The sequence below is a fragment of the Proteiniphilum sp. UBA5384 genome, from assembly GCF_002410825.1.
Classification (GTDB): Bacteria; Bacteroidota; Bacteroidia; order Bacteroidales; family Dysgonomonadaceae; genus Proteiniphilum.
In genome coordinates, this window is sequence record NZ_DHOS01000038.1 from 19,383 (window position 1) to 35,636 (window position 16,254).

The following is a 16,254-nucleotide window of genomic DNA, read 5'->3' on the forward strand; positions in this document are numbered from 1 at the left end:
TTATCAAATCATCAAACATAATATGAAATTAATAAATATACTTTTTATCCTATTGGGAATCGGACTAACTTCCTGTATTGATGAAGACCTGAATATCGATCCCAATCGCCCTTCGTCGGTTCCGACCACTTCATTAATCTCTACGGCACAAAAGCATCTGACTGATAATGTGAAGAGTGAAGAGGCCTCCTTACGCAGTTCGGCTTTGTTTGTCCAGCAAATTAGTCAGGTTACCTATACCAGCCAATCGCGTTATGATATCCCTTTTGGCTATTCGGCTGAGATATGGAGCGGATTATACACTGTGTTGAATAATTTGCAGGAAATTATCAATCTGAATACCGATGATGCTACCAAGGATCTGGTGACGGCAGATGGAGCGGGCAGAAATGTTACCCAGATAGCTATCAGTCGTGTCCTGAAATCTTACGCATACTATGCGCTCACCGATATTTTTGGAGATGTGCCTTATAATTCGTACGGTAGCGATGATACCGACTTTCAGGCATTGCAGCAGAATCCCGATAATATTACCCCCAAATATGCTTCGCAAGAAAAAATCTATGAAGATATCCTCAATGAACTTGAACAGGCGGGCGATACTTTGCTGAAATATTCGGGAGAGAAAACTTTTGGAGTATCGGATATTATTTATGGCGGCGACAATGCGAAATGGGCGAAATTTGCCAATTCGTTGCGGTTGCGTTTCGCCACACGGTTAAAAATCAAGAACAGTTCCATTTATCAATCCCATTTTGCCGATGCGTTGCAGAAAGGAGTATTCACCAGCAATGCGGATAATGCTGTTTACGGATATGCTGCGGCAGCACCCAATGAGGCGCCTTATTATCGTGCTACTGTTACTGCAAACAGGCGGGATTTTGCGCTCTCGAAACCGTTTATCGATTTACTGAAAGGTGAAAATCCTCAAATTCCCATTGCCGATCCGCGTTTAAGCAAGTACGCGTCAGTAAATAATCTTGGGGTGTATGAAGGATTGGCTTACGGATTGACTGAAGCGCAGGCAGGCGTCTTTTCTTCGGGTGATGTGAGTCTTCCGGGAACTATATACAGTGCGGCTGATTTCGGAGAAGTCCTACTGGAGTATTCCGAAGTGGAATTTTTGATCTCAGAATACAATAACTGGAGCCAGGCCAATTATGTGAATGGAGTGCGTGCGTCGCTCGAAAAATGGGGCGTTTCCCCTGCCGATATAAATGCTTATGTATCCCAGCTCCCTCCTGCGGATGAGCGGAGTGTATTGAATCAGAAGTATATCGCATTATTCACTCAATTTCTTGAAGCCTGGAGCGATTACCGCAGGACCGGTTATCCTGATTTCCTGATAAAAAAGGATGATGTGATCTTTTCGGGAGTGGTGGAAGGACAGCCGGTCACTTATACTTTCTCTCCCCTGTTTGGAGATGGAAGTATCCCTTCCAGATTATATTATCCGGTGAAAGAGCAGACCGTCAATTTACAAAACTATCAGGATGCCATTCAGGCTCAGGGGAATGATTTGATTGAAACTAAATTGTGGGTATTCAAATGATAGGCGAAGAAATTTTAAACGAAGACATGCGTAAAACTGAAAACAGTTTCTTAGCTTTGTAATATAAAAACAGGAAAAATCATGAGAAAAATTCAATGGTCATTTTATTTATTGACAGTGCTTTTAATAATATCCTGCCAAAAGCAGCACCATTTGCAAAATGGGATATGGAGAGGGGAGCTTGACGTAGCTGATAATAAAAAGGCCCCTTTCCTCTTCGAAGTTAATAACGCCGGTACAGATGCCGCCTCGGTTACGTTACTCAACGGGGTGGAACGGGTGCAATTAGACAGCATTTATTTTCAATCCGACACGCTCATCATCCCCATTACGGCCTATGATGCTTATATAAAAGGGACGATATCCGGAGATATTATAGAAGGCAGGTTTATTAAAAACTATATCGAAAATGATCCGGGAGTTCCGTTCCATGCTATATCTGGGGTAAAAGAGCGCTTCAGTTCCGTGGAGAATATTCCGGATACTCCTATCGATGGAAAATGGGATGTCCTTTTCATCGGTGAAAAAGAGGATACAACCCGGAATGTGGGTGTTTTTAAGTCTGAGAACGATATGGTAACTGGTTCCATCCTTACCAATTCGGGTGATTTACGTTTTCTGGAAGGAGTTTATACCGAATCGGGAGTGAATTTGTCAGCTTTCGGCGGTCTAAGTCCATATCTGATAGAGATCCTTTTTTCCGGTGATTCTACTTTCAACGGTAAATTTTATACTACCCGTGGCGTGACAAAAATTGTGGGCACACGAAACGATTATGCCGAACTGGCCGATCCTTACTCGTTGGCGAAATTAAAACCCGGATCCGGTTCACTTGGCTTTAACCTGCCCAATCTTGAAGGACAACATATATCATTGAAGGATGAACGTTATCAGGGAAAAGTGGTTGTCGTATCTATTCTCGGAAGCTGGTGCCCCAACTGTCTCGACGAAATGGATTTTCTTGCACCGTGGTATGATGAGAACAAGGAGAGAGGTGTGGAGATAATAGGGATTGCTTTTGAGCGCAAGAATGATTTCGACTATGCGAAAACCGCACTGACCCGGTTGAAAAACCGATACGGTGCGAATTACGAGATACTGTTCGGTGGGGAAGTCGGTAGGGAGAGTGTGGCTAATGCACTTCCCGAACTCGAGAATTTTTCGGGTTACCCAACTACGCTCTTTGTCGATAAAAAAGGAAAAGTACGCAAAATACATACCGGCTTCAATGGTCCGGCAACAGGACTTTTCTATGAAGAATTTAAGAATGATTTCAATTTGCTGATAGATAGCCTTTTATCGGAGTGATGCAATTCCCTTTCTATAACACGTCTTTCCGGTTTTGCAGGAGAGATGTGTCTTCTTTTCCCGGCTTTTGCTATATTTGCACCTATAGAATATAATTTTATCAATATGAGTTTTTTAGATATAGCAAAGAACAGGTACACTACCAAAAAGTATGATCCAAGCGGAAAGATCGCAGAAGAAACTATCGCACAGTTAGAAGAAATATTGCGTTTAAGTCCTTCCTCGATAAACAGTCAGCCTTGGAAGTTTACTTTTATATCGGATGACAAGACGAAAAACGAATTGTCAAAAGTATCGTTTCACAACGAACAAAAAGTCAAAGATACCAGCCATGTGATTGTTTTCAGTGTGATTGAAAATGTGAAGGATTTTGAAAAATGGAATCTTTCCCGTTTACCGGAAAGATCGGAGGTTTATTACAATCGTATGGTGAAACCCAAAGGAGAAGCAAAAATCAAATCCTGGCTGTCTTGCCAGGTGTATATTTCCCTGGGTTTCTTTTTAAGTACCTGTGCAAGTATGGACATAGACTCTACTCCAATGGAAGGGATTGATACCGAGGCTTATGACCGTATCTTACAGCAGGAAGGATATAAAACGCTGTTTGCCGTTGCAATCGGTTACAGGGATAAGGACGATGTCAACCAGCCCTCTATCACTCCCAAATTTCGTCTGGAAAAAGAAAACGTGATACGGAATATCTAATCAGGTTTTTCCATCCCGGTTAATTTGAACTTTTATGTACATGTTAAAATGAGTAAAGTTAAGAATATTTCCTCTTGGAATATGCATATAATGAAGACAATCAGTCGAATAGTGATACTTTTTATCGCATTATCTGCTATATCCTGCTCTTCCAATAAGACAGATAATTCTAAAAAGTCATTCTCTTATGCGGAATATAATTTTGATTTTTTACTTGGAGAATGGAAGAGAACGAATGATGAAGAGGGAAAAAGGACTTTTGAAAATTGGGAAAAGAAGAACGATTCAACTTATATAGGAGAGGGTTCTACTTTACAAGATAACGATACGATTTGGAAAGAAAATATGATCCTGTCACCGGTGAATGGGGACTGGTATCTTCAGGTAAAAACTCCGGAAGATAAGGAATCGACTGATTTTAAAGTGATTGATTATGAGAATGATTCTTTTACAAGTGAAAACAGGTTGAATGAATTTCCTAAAACAATCAGGTATTGGAAAACGGATAATATTTTAAATGCTGAGATCGCAGACGATACAATAAAAATCCCGTTTATATTTGAAAAGTGATATGAAAGTGCATTACCAGCAGTATGTACCCTTTGAAGGATTGGGTTATATTGAGAGTCGGTTGGTGAAGTTTTTTCTATCTTTGTTTTGGATTGTAATAAATTGAAACTACATTTGTTACCATGAACCATAGGAAGATAATCCATATAGACATGGATGCCTTCTACGCATCCATTGAACAACGTGATAATCCTGAATTGAGGGGCAAACCCGTTGCAGTGGGTTATGGTGAGAAACGGGGTGTGGTTGCTGCGGCGAGTTATGAAGCGCGCAGATATGGAGTCCATTCGGCGATGCCCTCGGTGACGGCACTTCGAAAATGTCCTCACATTATCTTTGTCATGCCCCGGTTCGATGTTTATCGCAATGTTTCCAACCAGATCATGCAGATCTTCCTTGAATATACCGATAAAGTGGAACCACTCTCCCTCGATGAGGCGTTTATTGATGTGACTGTGAACCATAGGGGGCTTCGTTCCGCCACCATGATTGCAAAAGAGATCAAACAGAAGATATTTAACCATACATGCCTCACAGCGTCAGCCGGTGTTTCCTATAACAAATTTCTGGCGAAGATTGCTTCTGATTATAAAAAGCCGGACGGGCTCTTTGTGATTGAACCGGATAAAGCGGAGGATTTTATAGATCAACTGCCGGTGAGTAAGTTCTTTGGAGTGGGAAAAGTTACAGGAGCAAGAATGGCGGACCTCGGGATCAAAACGGGATTCGACCTGAAACAGTGGACCGAAGTCGATTTGGTACGTGAGTTTGGGAAAGCCGGGATTGCTTATTATTATTTTGCGAGAGGGGTGGATGACAGGGAGGTGGAGTCGGAGAGGGTCCGTAAGTCATTAGGAGCCGAAGAGACCTTTCTGGAGGATCTAAATGAAATTGTGGATATGTTGGCCGCCCTTGACGAGATTGCCCATGAAGTATCCCGCAGGGCAGAAAAGCGGAAATTTCTTGCCAAGACGCTCACGCTGAAGATTAAGTATGCCGATTTTACCATTATTACCCGAAGCAGGACTGTGGATTATCCTATCAAGACTTATCAAGAGATATTCGAATTGGGCAAGGAACTGTTATTCCAGGTAGATGATCTGGAAGAGAAAAAAATCCGGCTGATGGGACTCACCCTGAAAAATGCCGATGCCGACCCGGTTCGCCGCCCGGTTGATGGATTTCAGTTGTCTTTAGATTTTAAGGACTGATTGACTGTTGATTAGTGATTACCCCTTGGGCCATCAGAGGCCAAAGGGAGGCTCCTGCGAAAAATCTGTTTTTAGATTAAAATTTATTTCCGGTGCTGTAGTGTTTATTCTAAAGTGGAGAGTCGAATTTCGGGTAATAGGTGTTTCGGTTTTCGTTGCTTACCCTGGTATTTCATAGTGAAAAGTTCTCTGGTTTTTTAGCCTGAATCCCTTTGTAACGGGATTTTATTTCTTGAATATCCTTTTCATAATCTCCTGATGGATAAATGAGCCCAAGACAGATCGCTTCTTTTTTGCCGTAATCCAGACCGACCAATAATATTGGAACCCCAGCCTTGAAGGCAATATAGTAAAATCCCCTTTTCCACTCTTGCACCGGCTTTCGAGTTCCTTCGGGAGTGATCGCCAGTTGCATCCGGTCGCACCGGTTAAACTCGGCGGCAAGGGTGTCGGTGAGTGAGGAATTCTTTTCACGTGCTACTGGAATGCCTCCCAGGCTTTTAAAAAATAGGTTGAAAGGGAAGATGAACCATTCTGCTTTGATCAGGAAATTGGCTGTCCTGCCAATGGAGGAGTAAGCCAGTTTAGCTATCGGAAAATCCCAATTGCTGGTATGGGGTGCCACAGCGATCACACATTTGGAAGGATCGGGGAATTCGCCCCTGACATGCCAGCCAAGGATATTATTGAAGATGAATTTACTGATTTTCCCCATTCTCCCTATTGTTTCTTTATTGTGATTTTTTTATTCTTGGACTCTTTTGAAAGATTATCCGGTTCTTCTTCCTGTGATGGCGGAACCGGTCAGCATATTAACGTAGGCCTATAGTTCAAAGTTCGTTTTGCAACTGTTCCCAGTGGTGCATTGTCTGGTCTAACCGGGCTTTGGTGTCCAGATATTTTTGCAGTAAACCCATATTTGATGCCCCTTCGGGAGTTGACAATGTTGCTTCCATCTCTGATATCTTTTTTTCAAGTAGTTCAATTTTATTCTCGGTTTCTTCAATCTGCTTCTCTAACTTACGCTGTTTTCTGTTCAGTTCTTTTTGTTCCTGGTAGGTAAGTTTATTTTCTGAAGGCTCCTCTTTTTTCTTTTCCTCTTTGGACGGAGAAATTGTGGAAAGCTCCAGTTGTTGGAGGTTCTCCAGCTTTTTCTTGTTTAAAAAATCGTAAATACCCCCGAGGTGTTCTTTCACTTTTCCGCCGCCGAATTCATAGACCTTGCTGACCAATCCGTTCAGAAAATCCCGGTCGTGCGATACGATAATGGCTGTACCGTCGAATTCGCTGATTGCTTTTTTCAGTACCTCCTTTGATGCGATGTCGAGGTGGTTGGTCGGTTCATCCAGAATAAGCAGGTTGACCGGTTCGAGGAGCAAACGGATCATCGCCAGCCGGCTTCGTTCACCACCGGACAATACTTTCACCTTTTTTTCCGAAGCTTCGCCTCCAAACATGAATGCACCCAGAATATCGCGTATTTTTGTGCGGACATCGCCTACAGCCACATAATCGATGGTGTCGAACACCGTTAACTCCTCATCCAGCAATTGCGCCTGGTTCTGGGCGAAATAACCGATTTTTACGTTATGTCCCAATTCCAGTTTTCCACCATGATCAATCTCGTGCATGATGCACTTTACGAGAGTAGATTTCCCTTCGCCGTTCTTTCCCACGAAGGCCACTTTTTCACCCCGCTCTATCGTGAGAGTGACATCGTCAAAGATAAGGTGGCTACCATAATTTTTCGAGACATTCTCCATGATGATGGGGTAGGAGCCGGAGCGTGGTGCAGGGGAAAATTTCAGGTTGAGCTGCGAGTTATCCACTTCGTCTATCTCAATCCGTTCTATTTTCTCCAATTGCTTGATGCGCGATTGTACCTGGTTTGATTTGGTTGCTTTGTAGCGGAATCGTTCTATAAATTCTTCGGTATCCTTGATTTGCTTTTGTTGATTTTCATAGGCCCTTTGCTGTTGTTCCCGCCTCTCCTGCCGCAGTTCCAGATATTTGGAGTAGTTTACCTTATAGTCGTGGGCATTACCCAATACAATTTCAATGGTACGGTTGGTTACCGCGTCCAGAAAAGCACGGTCGTGCGATACCAGCATCACGGCATTAGAATGGGTGGTAAGAAAATACTCCAACCATTGGATCGACTCTATATCAAGATGGTTAGTCGGTTCGTCGAGTAGCAGAACATCCGGTGCCTGCAATAATATCTTTGCCAGTTCTATACGCATACGCCAGCCACCGCTGAATTCACGAGTCGGACGGTCGAAGTCGCTGCGCAGAAATCCCAAACCCATTAATGTTTTCTCTACTTCGGCTTCAAAATTATGGATTCCCGACATTTGTAACAGCTCCTGCAGGTCGGTCGCCCGTTCAATCACGGCCTGGTAGGCCTCTGATTCATAATCCGTACGCTCTGCCATTTGAGAATGAAGTGCTTCCAATTCTTTTCCCATCTTTTGAAGATGATCGAATGCAAGTGTGGCCTCCTCGCGTACAGTATGGTTGTCACTCAATTTCATCTGCTGGGGTAGGTACCCGATGGAGATACTTTTGGATAGGGATACCACCCCTGAGGTAGGCTGTTGCAGGCCTGCCATAATCTTCAGCAGAGTGGATTTTCCCGCGCCGTTTTTACCGGCGAGGGCAACCCGTTCGTTTCTGTTCAGCACGAATGATATCCGGTCGAGCAATGTGAAACCGCCAAACTCAACGGTTACGTTCTCTATATTGAGCATTTAATTGTTATTTGCTGGATATTCCTTTTAGTAGTCACACTCCCTCTCAAGGAAACATGTGAGAGTTCAATTATTTATTTCATTAATGATCTCCTGGAGGGTAACCGCCTTTTGCTCTCCGGTCTCCATATTCTTCAATGTGATCTTTCCCTCCTTTATTTCGTTTTCACCTACGATGGCCACGAAGGGGATACGATTACTGTCGGCATATGACATCTGCTTCTTCATCTTGGTTGGGTCGGGATAAAGTTCACAGCGAATGCCGGTACTTCTCAGTTGTTGCATTAACGGAAGAAGGTAAGTGGTTTCTGTTTCACCGAAATTGACGAACAGCAGGTCGGTAGCATGTACGAAATCTTTCGGAAAAAGATTGAGTTGGTTCAGTACGTCATAAATCCGGTCTGCGCCGAACGAGATTCCCACACCGGAAACACCGGGTAGCCCAAAGATGCCGGTCAGGTTATCATACCTTCCACCGCCGGTGATACTTCCAATTTCCGCATCGAGCGCCTTCACTTCAATGATAGCACCAGTGTAATAGTTGAGTCCCCGTGCCAATGTAAGGTCGAGAGTCAACTCATTTTCCAGTGAAAGCAAATCTGTCTTATCGAAAATATATTCGAGTTCTTCCACCCCTTTCAACCCGGTGGGAGAGGATACCAGCACCTCTTTCAGCGTTTCGAGTTTTTCACGAATGGAACCACTGAGCCGGAGAATTGGTTGTAGCATTTCTATCGCGTCTGGAGTAACTCCTTTCGATGCCAGTTCTTCATTTACTTTCTCCGTGCCGATCTTATCGAGTTTATCGATGGCGACGGTGATGTCGGTGATCTTGTCGGCTTCTCCGATGATTTCGGCAATACCGGCAAGAATCTTACGGTTGTTCAGTTTTACTGACACACGGATGCCGAACCGGCTGAAAACTTCGTCGATGATCTGGATCAGTTCCACCTCGTTGAGCAGAGAGTCGGATCCCACGATATCAGCATCACACTGAAAAAATTCGCGGTAACGTCCTTTTTGTGGACGGTCGGCTCGCCATACCGGTTGTATCTGGTAGCGTTTGAAAGGAAAGGTGATGTCGTTGCGGTGCATCACCACATACCGGGCGAACGGCACGGTAAGATCATACCTTAATCCTTTTTCAGAAATCTTATTGGCGGTCTTCACTGAATTTCCTTCAGCGATATCCTCCGCACTCATGTCTCCTAAGAAATGACCGGAATTGAGTATCTTGAAGAGTAGTTTATCTCCCTCTTCGCCATATTTTCCCATTAGTGTGGAGAGATTTTCCATTGCCGGCGTTTCAATCTGTCTAAAGCCGTATAGACGGTAAACTTCTTTGATAGTATTGAAAATATAATTCCTTTTCGCTGTCTCTTCGGGCGAAAAATCTCTGGTCCCTTTTGGAATGGAAGGCTTTTGCATTGTTCTATTGATCTTTATTTTGAGGTGCAAAGATAATGATTTTCCACCTTTATCTCTCTACAAAAGGTTGCTTGCCAGTTCCGACAACTCACTTCGTTCCCCCTTTACCAGGTTCACATGTCCGAACAGGTTTTGACCCCGCATCTTGTCGATCATATAGGCGAGTCCGTTCGACTGGGTGTCGAGATAAGGCGAATCGATTTGTTGCAGGTCGCCTGTAAAAACCATTTTGGTACCTTCTCCGGAACGGGTAATAATTGTTTTTATTTCATGCGGAGTGAGGTTCTGGGCTTCATCGATAATACAGAAGGTACCTGTAAGGCTTCGCCCACGGATAAAAGCCAGTGCTTCTATTTCCAATTGTCCTGATTTCTGCATCTCGTCGATCAGCCTGAGGTCAGGGTTATTTTGCCCAAGATTTGATTTGATCACATTCAGGTTATCAAACAGAGGCTGCATGTAGGGTGCCACCTTTTGTTTCTCGTCCCCCGGAAGATACCCCAGATCTTTATTCGATAGGGAAACAATGGGACGAGCCAACAGTATCTGGCTGTATATTTTATTTTGTTTCAGGGCGGAAGCCAGTGCCAGCAACGTTTTTCCCGTACCCGCTTTTCCGGTAAGCCCTACCAGCTTCACATCCGGATCATTAAGAATCTCGAAAGCAAATGCTTGCTCCGCATTGCGGGGCTGGATACCAAAATTCGACTCTTTCTCGATCTTTTTTATTTTTTGCGTAAAAGGATTGAAGCGTACCAATATGCTGTTCCTTTCGCTCTTAAGGATAAAACAACGGTTGGGATCGATTTGATCTTCGAAGTTAAACTCATCGATATCCACTCCACCTGCTTGCGCATATATCTTGTCGATGAGATCGGGATTGATACCCCCGATCACCTCCTCACCTTGTGAGAAGATATCCACATTTGTCACTTTATCGTTGATATAGTCTTCTGCGAGCATTCCCAGGGAGCGCGCTTTCATCCGGAGGTTGATGTCTTTCGATACGAGAATAGTCTTCATCTCCGGATGTTTTTCACCTACTTCCGATACTACAGTAAGAATACGGTTGTCGGGTGTTTTTTCAGGAAACGCATCAATGATTTTCCTGTTATCTCTTGAACCGTTTACAAGATAGAGCTTCCCTCTGCCTACACCCATATCGGCGCCATTGGTGAACAAGTCGTCGTCGGTAATCAAATCCAACTCACGCACAAAAGCGCGGGCATTGAAATTGATTTGGTCGCTCCCTTTCTTAAATTTGTCCAACTCTTCCAATACGATGAAAGGAATATAGACATCGTTTTCCTCAAAATTATCGAGGCAATTGAAATCGTGCAGGATCACATTCGTGTCAAGAATGAAGTTTTTCTTCACACTCGCGCGGCTCATCTTGGTATTGGTTTTACTTTTACCTGTAGTGGCTGTAGTTTTTGTTTTGCCACTGGTTTTATTCTCAGCTGTTGCCATATTTTTCTAATTTAACTATGTGTAATCGTATTCCGTTCTTGGATTGTTGCTATCTGTTGTAATAAAAAACACAATTGGATGAAGATTGTTTTACCCGATATGATTTTTGCTTGGCAGGAACAAAAAAATTACCTTTGTTGAATTTTTATTTTTTCTTAATTTCATTCAATTTATCCGGAGTACATCTTATCGGGTTACAAATGTAGTGAAAGCCGGGAAAAAAGCCAAGCTTGCTCAAACTTTTCTAAGACAACTCCTGTAATCTATAAATATAATGAACTTTATGAATAAAATTTTATTAATAATTAGCTGTATAATGATAATGATGACTGCATGTGAAAAAGAGAATCCTTTTTCAAAACCTTTTGCAACGCCCTATGGGACGGCTCCATTCGATCTGATCAGGATAGAACACTATGAACCGGCCTTTAAGAAAGCGATGGAAATACATCAATCGGAAATCAATGCGATTGTGGCTAACCCGCAGGCCCCCACCTTTAGCAACACGATTGAAGCAATAGAGTATTCAGGAGAAATGCTGACCAGGGTGAGCAGTGTCTTCTTCAATCTGCTGAGTGCCGAAAGTAATGACGAGATGATGGAAATATCGCAGCGGTTGAGTCCTGAGTTATCGGAACATTCTAACAATATCAATCTGAATGAAGCGCTTTTCGCACGTGTAAAAGCGGTATACGATATCCGACATTCATCGGGCCTTACACCGGAGCAGGTGAGGTTAACGGAGAAATATTATGAAAACTTTGAAAATAGCGGCGCTACTTTATCCCCCGAAGGAAAAGAAAAATACCGTGAATTGTCGATGAAACTGAACAAGGCGACTCTCGCATTTGGGCAAAATAATTTGAAAGAGGCCAATACCTTTGAAATGCTACTTGCCGATAGGGCCGATTTGGCTGGGTTGCCGGAAAGCCTTATCGATGCTGCCGCAGCCAAAGCGAAGTTGAAAGGGAAAGAAGGGTGGCTGGTAGACCTCTCAGCACCCAGCTATACCGGTTTTATGAAATACTCTTCCCGACGCGATCTGAGAGAGAAACTTTACAGGTCATATAATAAAAAAGGTATGACAGGAGGTGAATTCGACAATCAGGGAAATGTACAGAAGATTGTCAATCTTCGTCTGGAAATTGCTCGTCTATTGGGTTATAAGAATTATTCCGAATATTCATTAAAGAATAGTATGGCCGGGAATGAAACAGCAGTTTTCGGATTACTCGACAAGTTGGCTGAATCATTTGGCCCGGCAGCCCGTCGGGAAGTAAAAGATGTAGCATCGTTTGCTTCTCAAATGGAAGGAGGAGGGTTTGATTTGCAGCCATGGGATTGGAATTATTATGCCGAAAAGATGAAAGATAGCCTTTTCGATCTGAATGACGAGATGACGCGTCCTTATTTTGAACTGGAAAATGTGAAGAGAGGTGTTTTCGGACTGGCGACCGATTTATATGGTATGCAATTCAGGAAAAATACCGATATTCAGGTATATCATCCTGAAGTGGAAGCCTATGAAGTGCTGGGCGAGGATGGAGATTTTCTCGCTGTCCTATATACTGATTTTCATCCTCGTGACGGGAAACGTTCGGGAGCTTGGATGACCTCTTACAAGGAACAATATATAAGGGACGGTAAAGATAGTCGTCCCCATGTCTCCATTGTGATGAATTTCACCCGTTCTACCGAAACCAAACCGGCATTACTTACTTTTGACGAGGTCGAAACCTTCCTGCACGAGTTTGGTCATGCATTGCACGGTATGTTGGCAGAAAGTAATTATGCAACACTCTCAGGCACCAATGTATACCGTGATTTTGTGGAGTTACCTTCACAAATAATGGAGAACTGGTTGATAGAGAAGGAATATCTCGATAAATTCGCTTTCCATTATCAAACGGGTGAAAAGATGCCGGACGGGTTGCTGCAGAAGATTGTGGACGCTTCCAATTATAATACCGGTTATCTAACCTTGCGCCAGCTTTCATTTGGGTATCTCGACATGGCCTGGCATTCTTTAGAGACACCGTTTGAAGGCGATGTTCGTACGTTTGAACAAGAGGCGATGGGACGTGTGCAACTTCTGCCGGTAGTGGTAGAAACCAGTCTGTCAACCTCCTTCGGACATATTTTCTCCGGAGGATATGCTGCCGGTTATTATAGTTATAAATGGTCGGAAGTGATGGATGCTGATGCATTCTCTGTTTTTAAGAAGAATGGGATTTTTGATAAAAAGACAGCCCATTTATTCAGAACCAATATTTTAGAAAGGGGAAACACCGAAGACCCCATGATTCTCTATAAACGCTTTCGTGGGCAGGAACCCAGTGTGGAAGCCTTACTCAAGAGAAGTGGCATCGATAATTAATATATTGGCTTATATTTTTTTTGTAAATTTATCGCCAAATTGTTTTGCTTCAATAATATTATCTCTATCTTTGCCGTGCATTAGTATTTTTTTAGCGGCGTTATTTAGTTTCTTCACACCTTAATGTTAAGTGATTTCCTAACTCCTCCTTACTGAAAGGACTTCTGCACAAAATTTATTTATTTTTTTATTTTAATTTTTTTACATGAACATTTTTGTAGCTGGCTTAAGTTATCAGATTACGGATGCCGATTTAAAAGAACTGTTTGAAGAATACGGAGAAGTTTCTTCTGCAAAGATTATTACTGACCGTGAGACCCGCCGTTCAAAAGGTTATGGTTTCGTAGAAATGTCCAACGAAGGTGATGGACAACGCGCCATTGAAGAGCTCAACGATGCTGAATATGACGGACGTACATTGTCTGTCTCTGTAGCTCGCCCTCGTGCAGAGGGAGATCGCCCAAGGTATAATAACAACCGTGGAGGTGGTTATGGAAACCGCGACAGGAACAATAGGTATTGATCTTTTATTAGATTTAGAAAAACTGCATCACATCGATGCAGTTTTTTTATGCCCTTTCGGTCCGGCAGGTATAAATTTATTATCTTTACGCCTCTAAATAATCAAGCTAAATTCAATGTGCAAAATTGCACTTGTTTGCATTTTGCCATAGCAACAAATAATTTCGCCCTTATTCCTATTATGAGTACGCTGATTACAATTGAAACTTCCACTCCGGTTTGTTCCTGTGCGCTTTCACGTGATGGAGAGATATTGATCAATAAAGAGAATTATGAAGGTCGGTCGCATGCCAGCCTGGTCGGTTTGTTTGTCAGTGAAATCATGGAATATGTCAGGAAACAGCATATTCAAGTGGATGCTATTGCTGTCAGTCGGGGCCCCGGTTCTTATACCGGACTTCGTATAGGTGTATCGGAAGCAAAGGGGCTGAGCTATGGTTTGGATATTCCGTTAATCGCCATTTCCACAGCACATGTCATGGCTTCCATGATGAAGGAAAAAGCGGATGAGAATACTTTGCTTTGTCCCATGATTGATGCACGGAGAATGGAAGTATATGCCACTTTTTTTGACAAATCACTCAAGGTGATTCGTACAACATCGGCCGATATTGTGGAAAGAGGTAGCTATAACGACATGCTTGATAAACAGCAGATTATTTTTTTTGGAAACGGAGCAGAAAAATGCCGCTCCGTGATCACACATCCCAATGCACTTTTTTTTGATGGAATTTATCCGTTGGCTTCGGCAATGGTCCCATTAGCTGAAACATCCTTTACTGAAAAATCATTTGTTGATGTGGCTTATTTTGAACCTTTTTATCTCAAAGAATTTGTGGCTACCATACCCAGGAATAAGGTGATTAATGTCAAAAGTTAGTCGTTTTATCTTGAGTTAGATAAAATCCTTTATGCATTCAGGATTTCAGGGAGCCAACCGTACTATTTCCCAGTCCATATCAATCTTATAGTATGCTATACGGTCGTGCATCCGATTGGGCCGTCCCTGCCAGAACTCTATCATTGTCGGTCGAATCAGAAAACCACCCCAATGAGGGGGACGTGGTATATCGCTGCCTTCGAACTGAGTGGCATATTCTTCCTCCATCTTTTTCAGTTCTTCACGGCTTTTTACCACTTTGCTCTGGGGAGATGCCCATGCACCTATCTTGGCATCATCGGGACGTACGTTGAAATAAGTATCCGACTCTTTGTCCTCCACCTTCTCCACAGTGCCTTCAATCCTCACTTGCCGCTCTATCTCATGCCAGTCGAAAACGACTGCCGTGAACGGGTTCGCAAGCAATTCACGTCCTTTTCGACTCATGTAATTAGTATAAAAAACAAATCCTTGGTCATTCAATTCTTTTAAAAGTACCACACGGGCAGAAGGTTTCCCGCTCACAGTTGTGGTTGCGACGACCATGGCGTTGGGTTCCGATAATCCGGAAGCAATGGCTGCATCCATCCATAATTTAAACTGATCTAAAGGATTCAGTGCTACTTCCGTTTCATCCAGGCTCCCTTCCCTGTATTCCTGTCTCATTCTACTTAAATCTTTCATTTGCTGTAATTTTTATTTGCTGTTTGCAAAAGTAAATGATTTTCTCTAAATAGTTATGCATTTTTCTTATCTTCGCACATTGATTATGTGTGGCAAACGAATTAGATGATAAAAGCAGAAAAAATTTTCAAGCGCTTCGGCGCGCTTCAGGTATTGAAAGGGATTGATCTGGAAGTGAAGAAAGGAGAGATAGTCTCTATTGTAGGTCCAAGTGGCGCCGGTAAGACTACCTTGTTAATGATTATGGGCACATTGGAAAAGGCGGACTCGGGGAAGATTTATATCGATAACCAAGAGTTGAGCTTACTGAATGAGAAGAAATTATCTGATTTCCGTAACCGGAATATCGGTTTTGTTTTTCAGTTTCACCAACTGTTGCCTGAATTTACTGCACTCGAAAATGTGATGATTCCGGCATTGATAGGACGTACAAGACATGCCGAAGCAGAGTCGAAAGCTCAGGAATTGCTCCACATGATGGGTCTCTCGGAGCGTATCTCCCATAAACCGGCAGAATTATCGGGTGGTGAAAAACAACGTGTCGCAGTAGCCCGTGCATTAATCAACGATCCATTGGTGGTATTTGCCGATGAACCATCGGGAAGCCTCGATTCCGATAATAAGGAAGAGCTTCACAAGCTTTTTTTCGAGTTGAGGGATAAGCTGAACCAGACTTTTATCATCGTCACCCATGACGAACAGTTGGCATCGATTACCGACCGGACTATCCATATGATAGACGGGCAAATCATGGAGCAATAATATATAGAAACAAGATGCAAGGCTTCGTAGACTAA

Annotated in this window: 14 protein-coding genes; 9 read left to right on the forward strand and 5 right to left on the reverse strand. The window is 42.9% G+C overall.

Going from position 1 to position 16,254, the window contains the following annotated elements; translation table 11 throughout:
- Window positions 1-22 precede the first annotated feature (22 nt).
- From B4G81_RS07945 to dinB, 5 genes are all read left to right on the forward strand, one after another.
- A complete protein-coding gene (locus B4G81_RS07945) occupies window positions 23-1,552 on the forward strand; it encodes a SusD/RagB family nutrient-binding outer membrane lipoprotein (protein WP_294081453.1) in 1,530 nt (509 codons plus the stop codon).
- An 81-nt stretch (window positions 1,553-1,633) separates the two neighbouring features.
- Window positions 1,634-2,860: a TlpA disulfide reductase family protein gene (locus tag B4G81_RS07950; RefSeq protein WP_294081454.1), complete on the forward strand. Its 1,227-nt coding sequence runs from the start codon at window positions 1,634-1,636 to the stop codon at window positions 2,858-2,860.
- Window positions 2,861-2,965: 105 nt separating this feature from the next.
- Window positions 2,966-3,565: an NAD(P)H-dependent oxidoreductase gene (locus B4G81_RS07955; protein WP_294081455.1), complete on the forward strand. Its 600-nt coding sequence runs from the start codon at window positions 2,966-2,968 to the stop codon at window positions 3,563-3,565.
- Window positions 3,566-3,655: 90 nt separating this feature from the next.
- Window positions 3,656-4,135: a DUF6265 family protein gene (locus B4G81_RS07960; protein WP_294081456.1), complete on the forward strand. Its 480-nt coding sequence runs from the start codon at window positions 3,656-3,658 to the stop codon at window positions 4,133-4,135.
- Window positions 4,136-4,257: 122 nt separating this feature from the next.
- Window positions 4,258-5,346 (forward strand): DNA polymerase IV, encoded by a 1,089-nt coding sequence (gene dinB, locus B4G81_RS07965; RefSeq protein ID WP_294081457.1) that lies wholly within the window; start codon window positions 4,258-4,260, stop codon window positions 5,344-5,346.
- 172 nt (window positions 5,347-5,518) lie between these two features.
- Here the strand turns inward: dinB and B4G81_RS07970 are convergent, their stop codons facing one another.
- The 4 genes from B4G81_RS07970 to B4G81_RS07985 form a co-directional block, all read right to left on the reverse strand.
- Window positions 5,519-6,061 (reverse strand): lysophospholipid acyltransferase family protein, encoded by a 543-nt coding sequence (locus B4G81_RS07970; RefSeq protein ID WP_294081458.1) that lies wholly within the window; start codon window positions 6,059-6,061, stop codon window positions 5,519-5,521.
- A gap of 115 nt (window positions 6,062-6,176) precedes the next feature.
- Entirely contained in the window at window positions 6,177-8,096 is a 1,920-nt protein-coding gene (locus B4G81_RS07975) for an ABC-F family ATP-binding cassette domain-containing protein (protein ID WP_294081459.1), read from the reverse strand.
- Window positions 8,097-8,162: 66 nt separating this feature from the next.
- Entirely contained in the window at window positions 8,163-9,524 is a 1,362-nt protein-coding gene (gene hisS, locus B4G81_RS07980) for a histidine--tRNA ligase (RefSeq protein ID WP_294081460.1), read from the reverse strand.
- 57 nt (window positions 9,525-9,581) lie between these two features.
- Window positions 9,582-10,916 (reverse strand): PhoH family protein, encoded by a 1,335-nt coding sequence (locus tag B4G81_RS07985; protein ID WP_294081479.1) that lies wholly within the window; start codon window positions 10,914-10,916, stop codon window positions 9,582-9,584.
- A gap of 403 nt (window positions 10,917-11,319) precedes the next feature.
- On the opposite strand from B4G81_RS07985, the gene B4G81_RS07990 reads away from it, so the two are divergent.
- The 3 genes from B4G81_RS07990 to tsaB all read left to right on the forward strand — a co-directional run bounded on the left by B4G81_RS07990 (window position 11,320) and on the right by tsaB (window position 14,773).
- Complete coding sequence (locus B4G81_RS07990) at window positions 11,320-13,371, forward strand: M3 family metallopeptidase (protein WP_294081480.1); 2,052 nt, start codon at window positions 11,320-11,322, stop codon at window positions 13,369-13,371.
- Between the two features lie 205 nt (window positions 13,372-13,576).
- A complete protein-coding gene (locus tag B4G81_RS07995; RefSeq protein ID WP_294081461.1) occupies window positions 13,577-13,894 on the forward strand; it encodes an RNA recognition motif domain-containing protein in 318 nt (105 codons plus the stop codon).
- Window positions 13,895-14,074: 180 nt separating this feature from the next.
- Window positions 14,075-14,773 (forward strand): tRNA (adenosine(37)-N6)-threonylcarbamoyltransferase complex dimerization subunit type 1 TsaB, encoded by a 699-nt coding sequence (tsaB, locus tag B4G81_RS08000; protein WP_294081462.1) that lies wholly within the window; start codon window positions 14,075-14,077, stop codon window positions 14,771-14,773.
- Window positions 14,774-14,818: 45 nt separating this feature from the next.
- Here tsaB and pdxH read toward each other — a convergent pair whose 3' ends face one another.
- Complete coding sequence (gene pdxH / locus B4G81_RS08005; RefSeq protein WP_294081463.1) at window positions 14,819-15,457, reverse strand: pyridoxamine 5'-phosphate oxidase; 639 nt, start codon at window positions 15,455-15,457, stop codon at window positions 14,819-14,821.
- A gap of 105 nt (window positions 15,458-15,562) precedes the next feature.
- Between pdxH and B4G81_RS08010 the strand changes: the two genes are divergently transcribed.
- Window positions 15,563-16,219, forward strand: a complete 657-nt coding sequence (locus B4G81_RS08010) for an ABC transporter ATP-binding protein (protein WP_294081464.1) — start codon at window positions 15,563-15,565, stop codon at window positions 16,217-16,219.
- Window positions 16,220-16,254 lie beyond the last annotated feature (35 nt).

What these genes read in the sequence shown, in the direction of transcription:
- B4G81_RS07945 (WP_294081453.1), top strand. Translation starts at nt 23, where the DNA reads ATGAAATTAATAAATATACTTTTTATCCTATTGGGAATCGGACTAACT.
- B4G81_RS07950 (WP_294081454.1), top strand. Translation starts at nt 1,634, where the DNA reads ATGAGAAAAATTCAATGGTCATTTTATTTATTGACAGTGCTTTTAATA.
- B4G81_RS07955 (WP_294081455.1), top strand. Translation starts at nt 2,966, where the DNA reads ATGAGTTTTTTAGATATAGCAAAGAACAGGTACACTACCAAAAAGTAT.
- B4G81_RS07960 (WP_294081456.1), top strand. Translation starts at nt 3,656, where the DNA reads ATGAAGACAATCAGTCGAATAGTGATACTTTTTATCGCATTATCTGCT.
- dinB (WP_294081457.1), top strand. Translation starts at nt 4,258, where the DNA reads ATGAACCATAGGAAGATAATCCATATAGACATGGATGCCTTCTACGCA.
- B4G81_RS07970 (WP_294081458.1), bottom strand. Translation starts at nt 6,061, where the DNA reads ATGGGGAAAATCAGTAAATTCATCTTCAATAATATCCTTGGCTGGCAT.
- B4G81_RS07975 (WP_294081459.1), bottom strand. Translation starts at nt 8,096, where the DNA reads ATGCTCAATATAGAGAACGTAACCGTTGAGTTTGGCGGTTTCACATTG.
- hisS (WP_294081460.1), bottom strand. Translation starts at nt 9,524, where the DNA reads ATGCAAAAGCCTTCCATTCCAAAAGGGACCAGAGATTTTTCGCCCGAA.
- B4G81_RS07985 (WP_294081479.1), bottom strand. Translation starts at nt 10,916, where the DNA reads ATGAGCCGCGCGAGTGTGAAGAAAAACTTCATTCTTGACACGAATGTG.
- B4G81_RS07990 (WP_294081480.1), top strand. Translation starts at nt 11,320, where the DNA reads ATGACTGCATGTGAAAAAGAGAATCCTTTTTCAAAACCTTTTGCAACG.
- B4G81_RS07995 (WP_294081461.1), top strand. Translation starts at nt 13,577, where the DNA reads ATGAACATTTTTGTAGCTGGCTTAAGTTATCAGATTACGGATGCCGAT.
- tsaB (WP_294081462.1), top strand. Translation starts at nt 14,075, where the DNA reads ATGAGTACGCTGATTACAATTGAAACTTCCACTCCGGTTTGTTCCTGT.
- pdxH (WP_294081463.1), bottom strand. Translation starts at nt 15,457, where the DNA reads ATGAAAGATTTAAGTAGAATGAGACAGGAATACAGGGAAGGGAGCCTG.
- B4G81_RS08010 (WP_294081464.1), top strand. Translation starts at nt 15,563, where the DNA reads ATGATAAAAGCAGAAAAAATTTTCAAGCGCTTCGGCGCGCTTCAGGTA.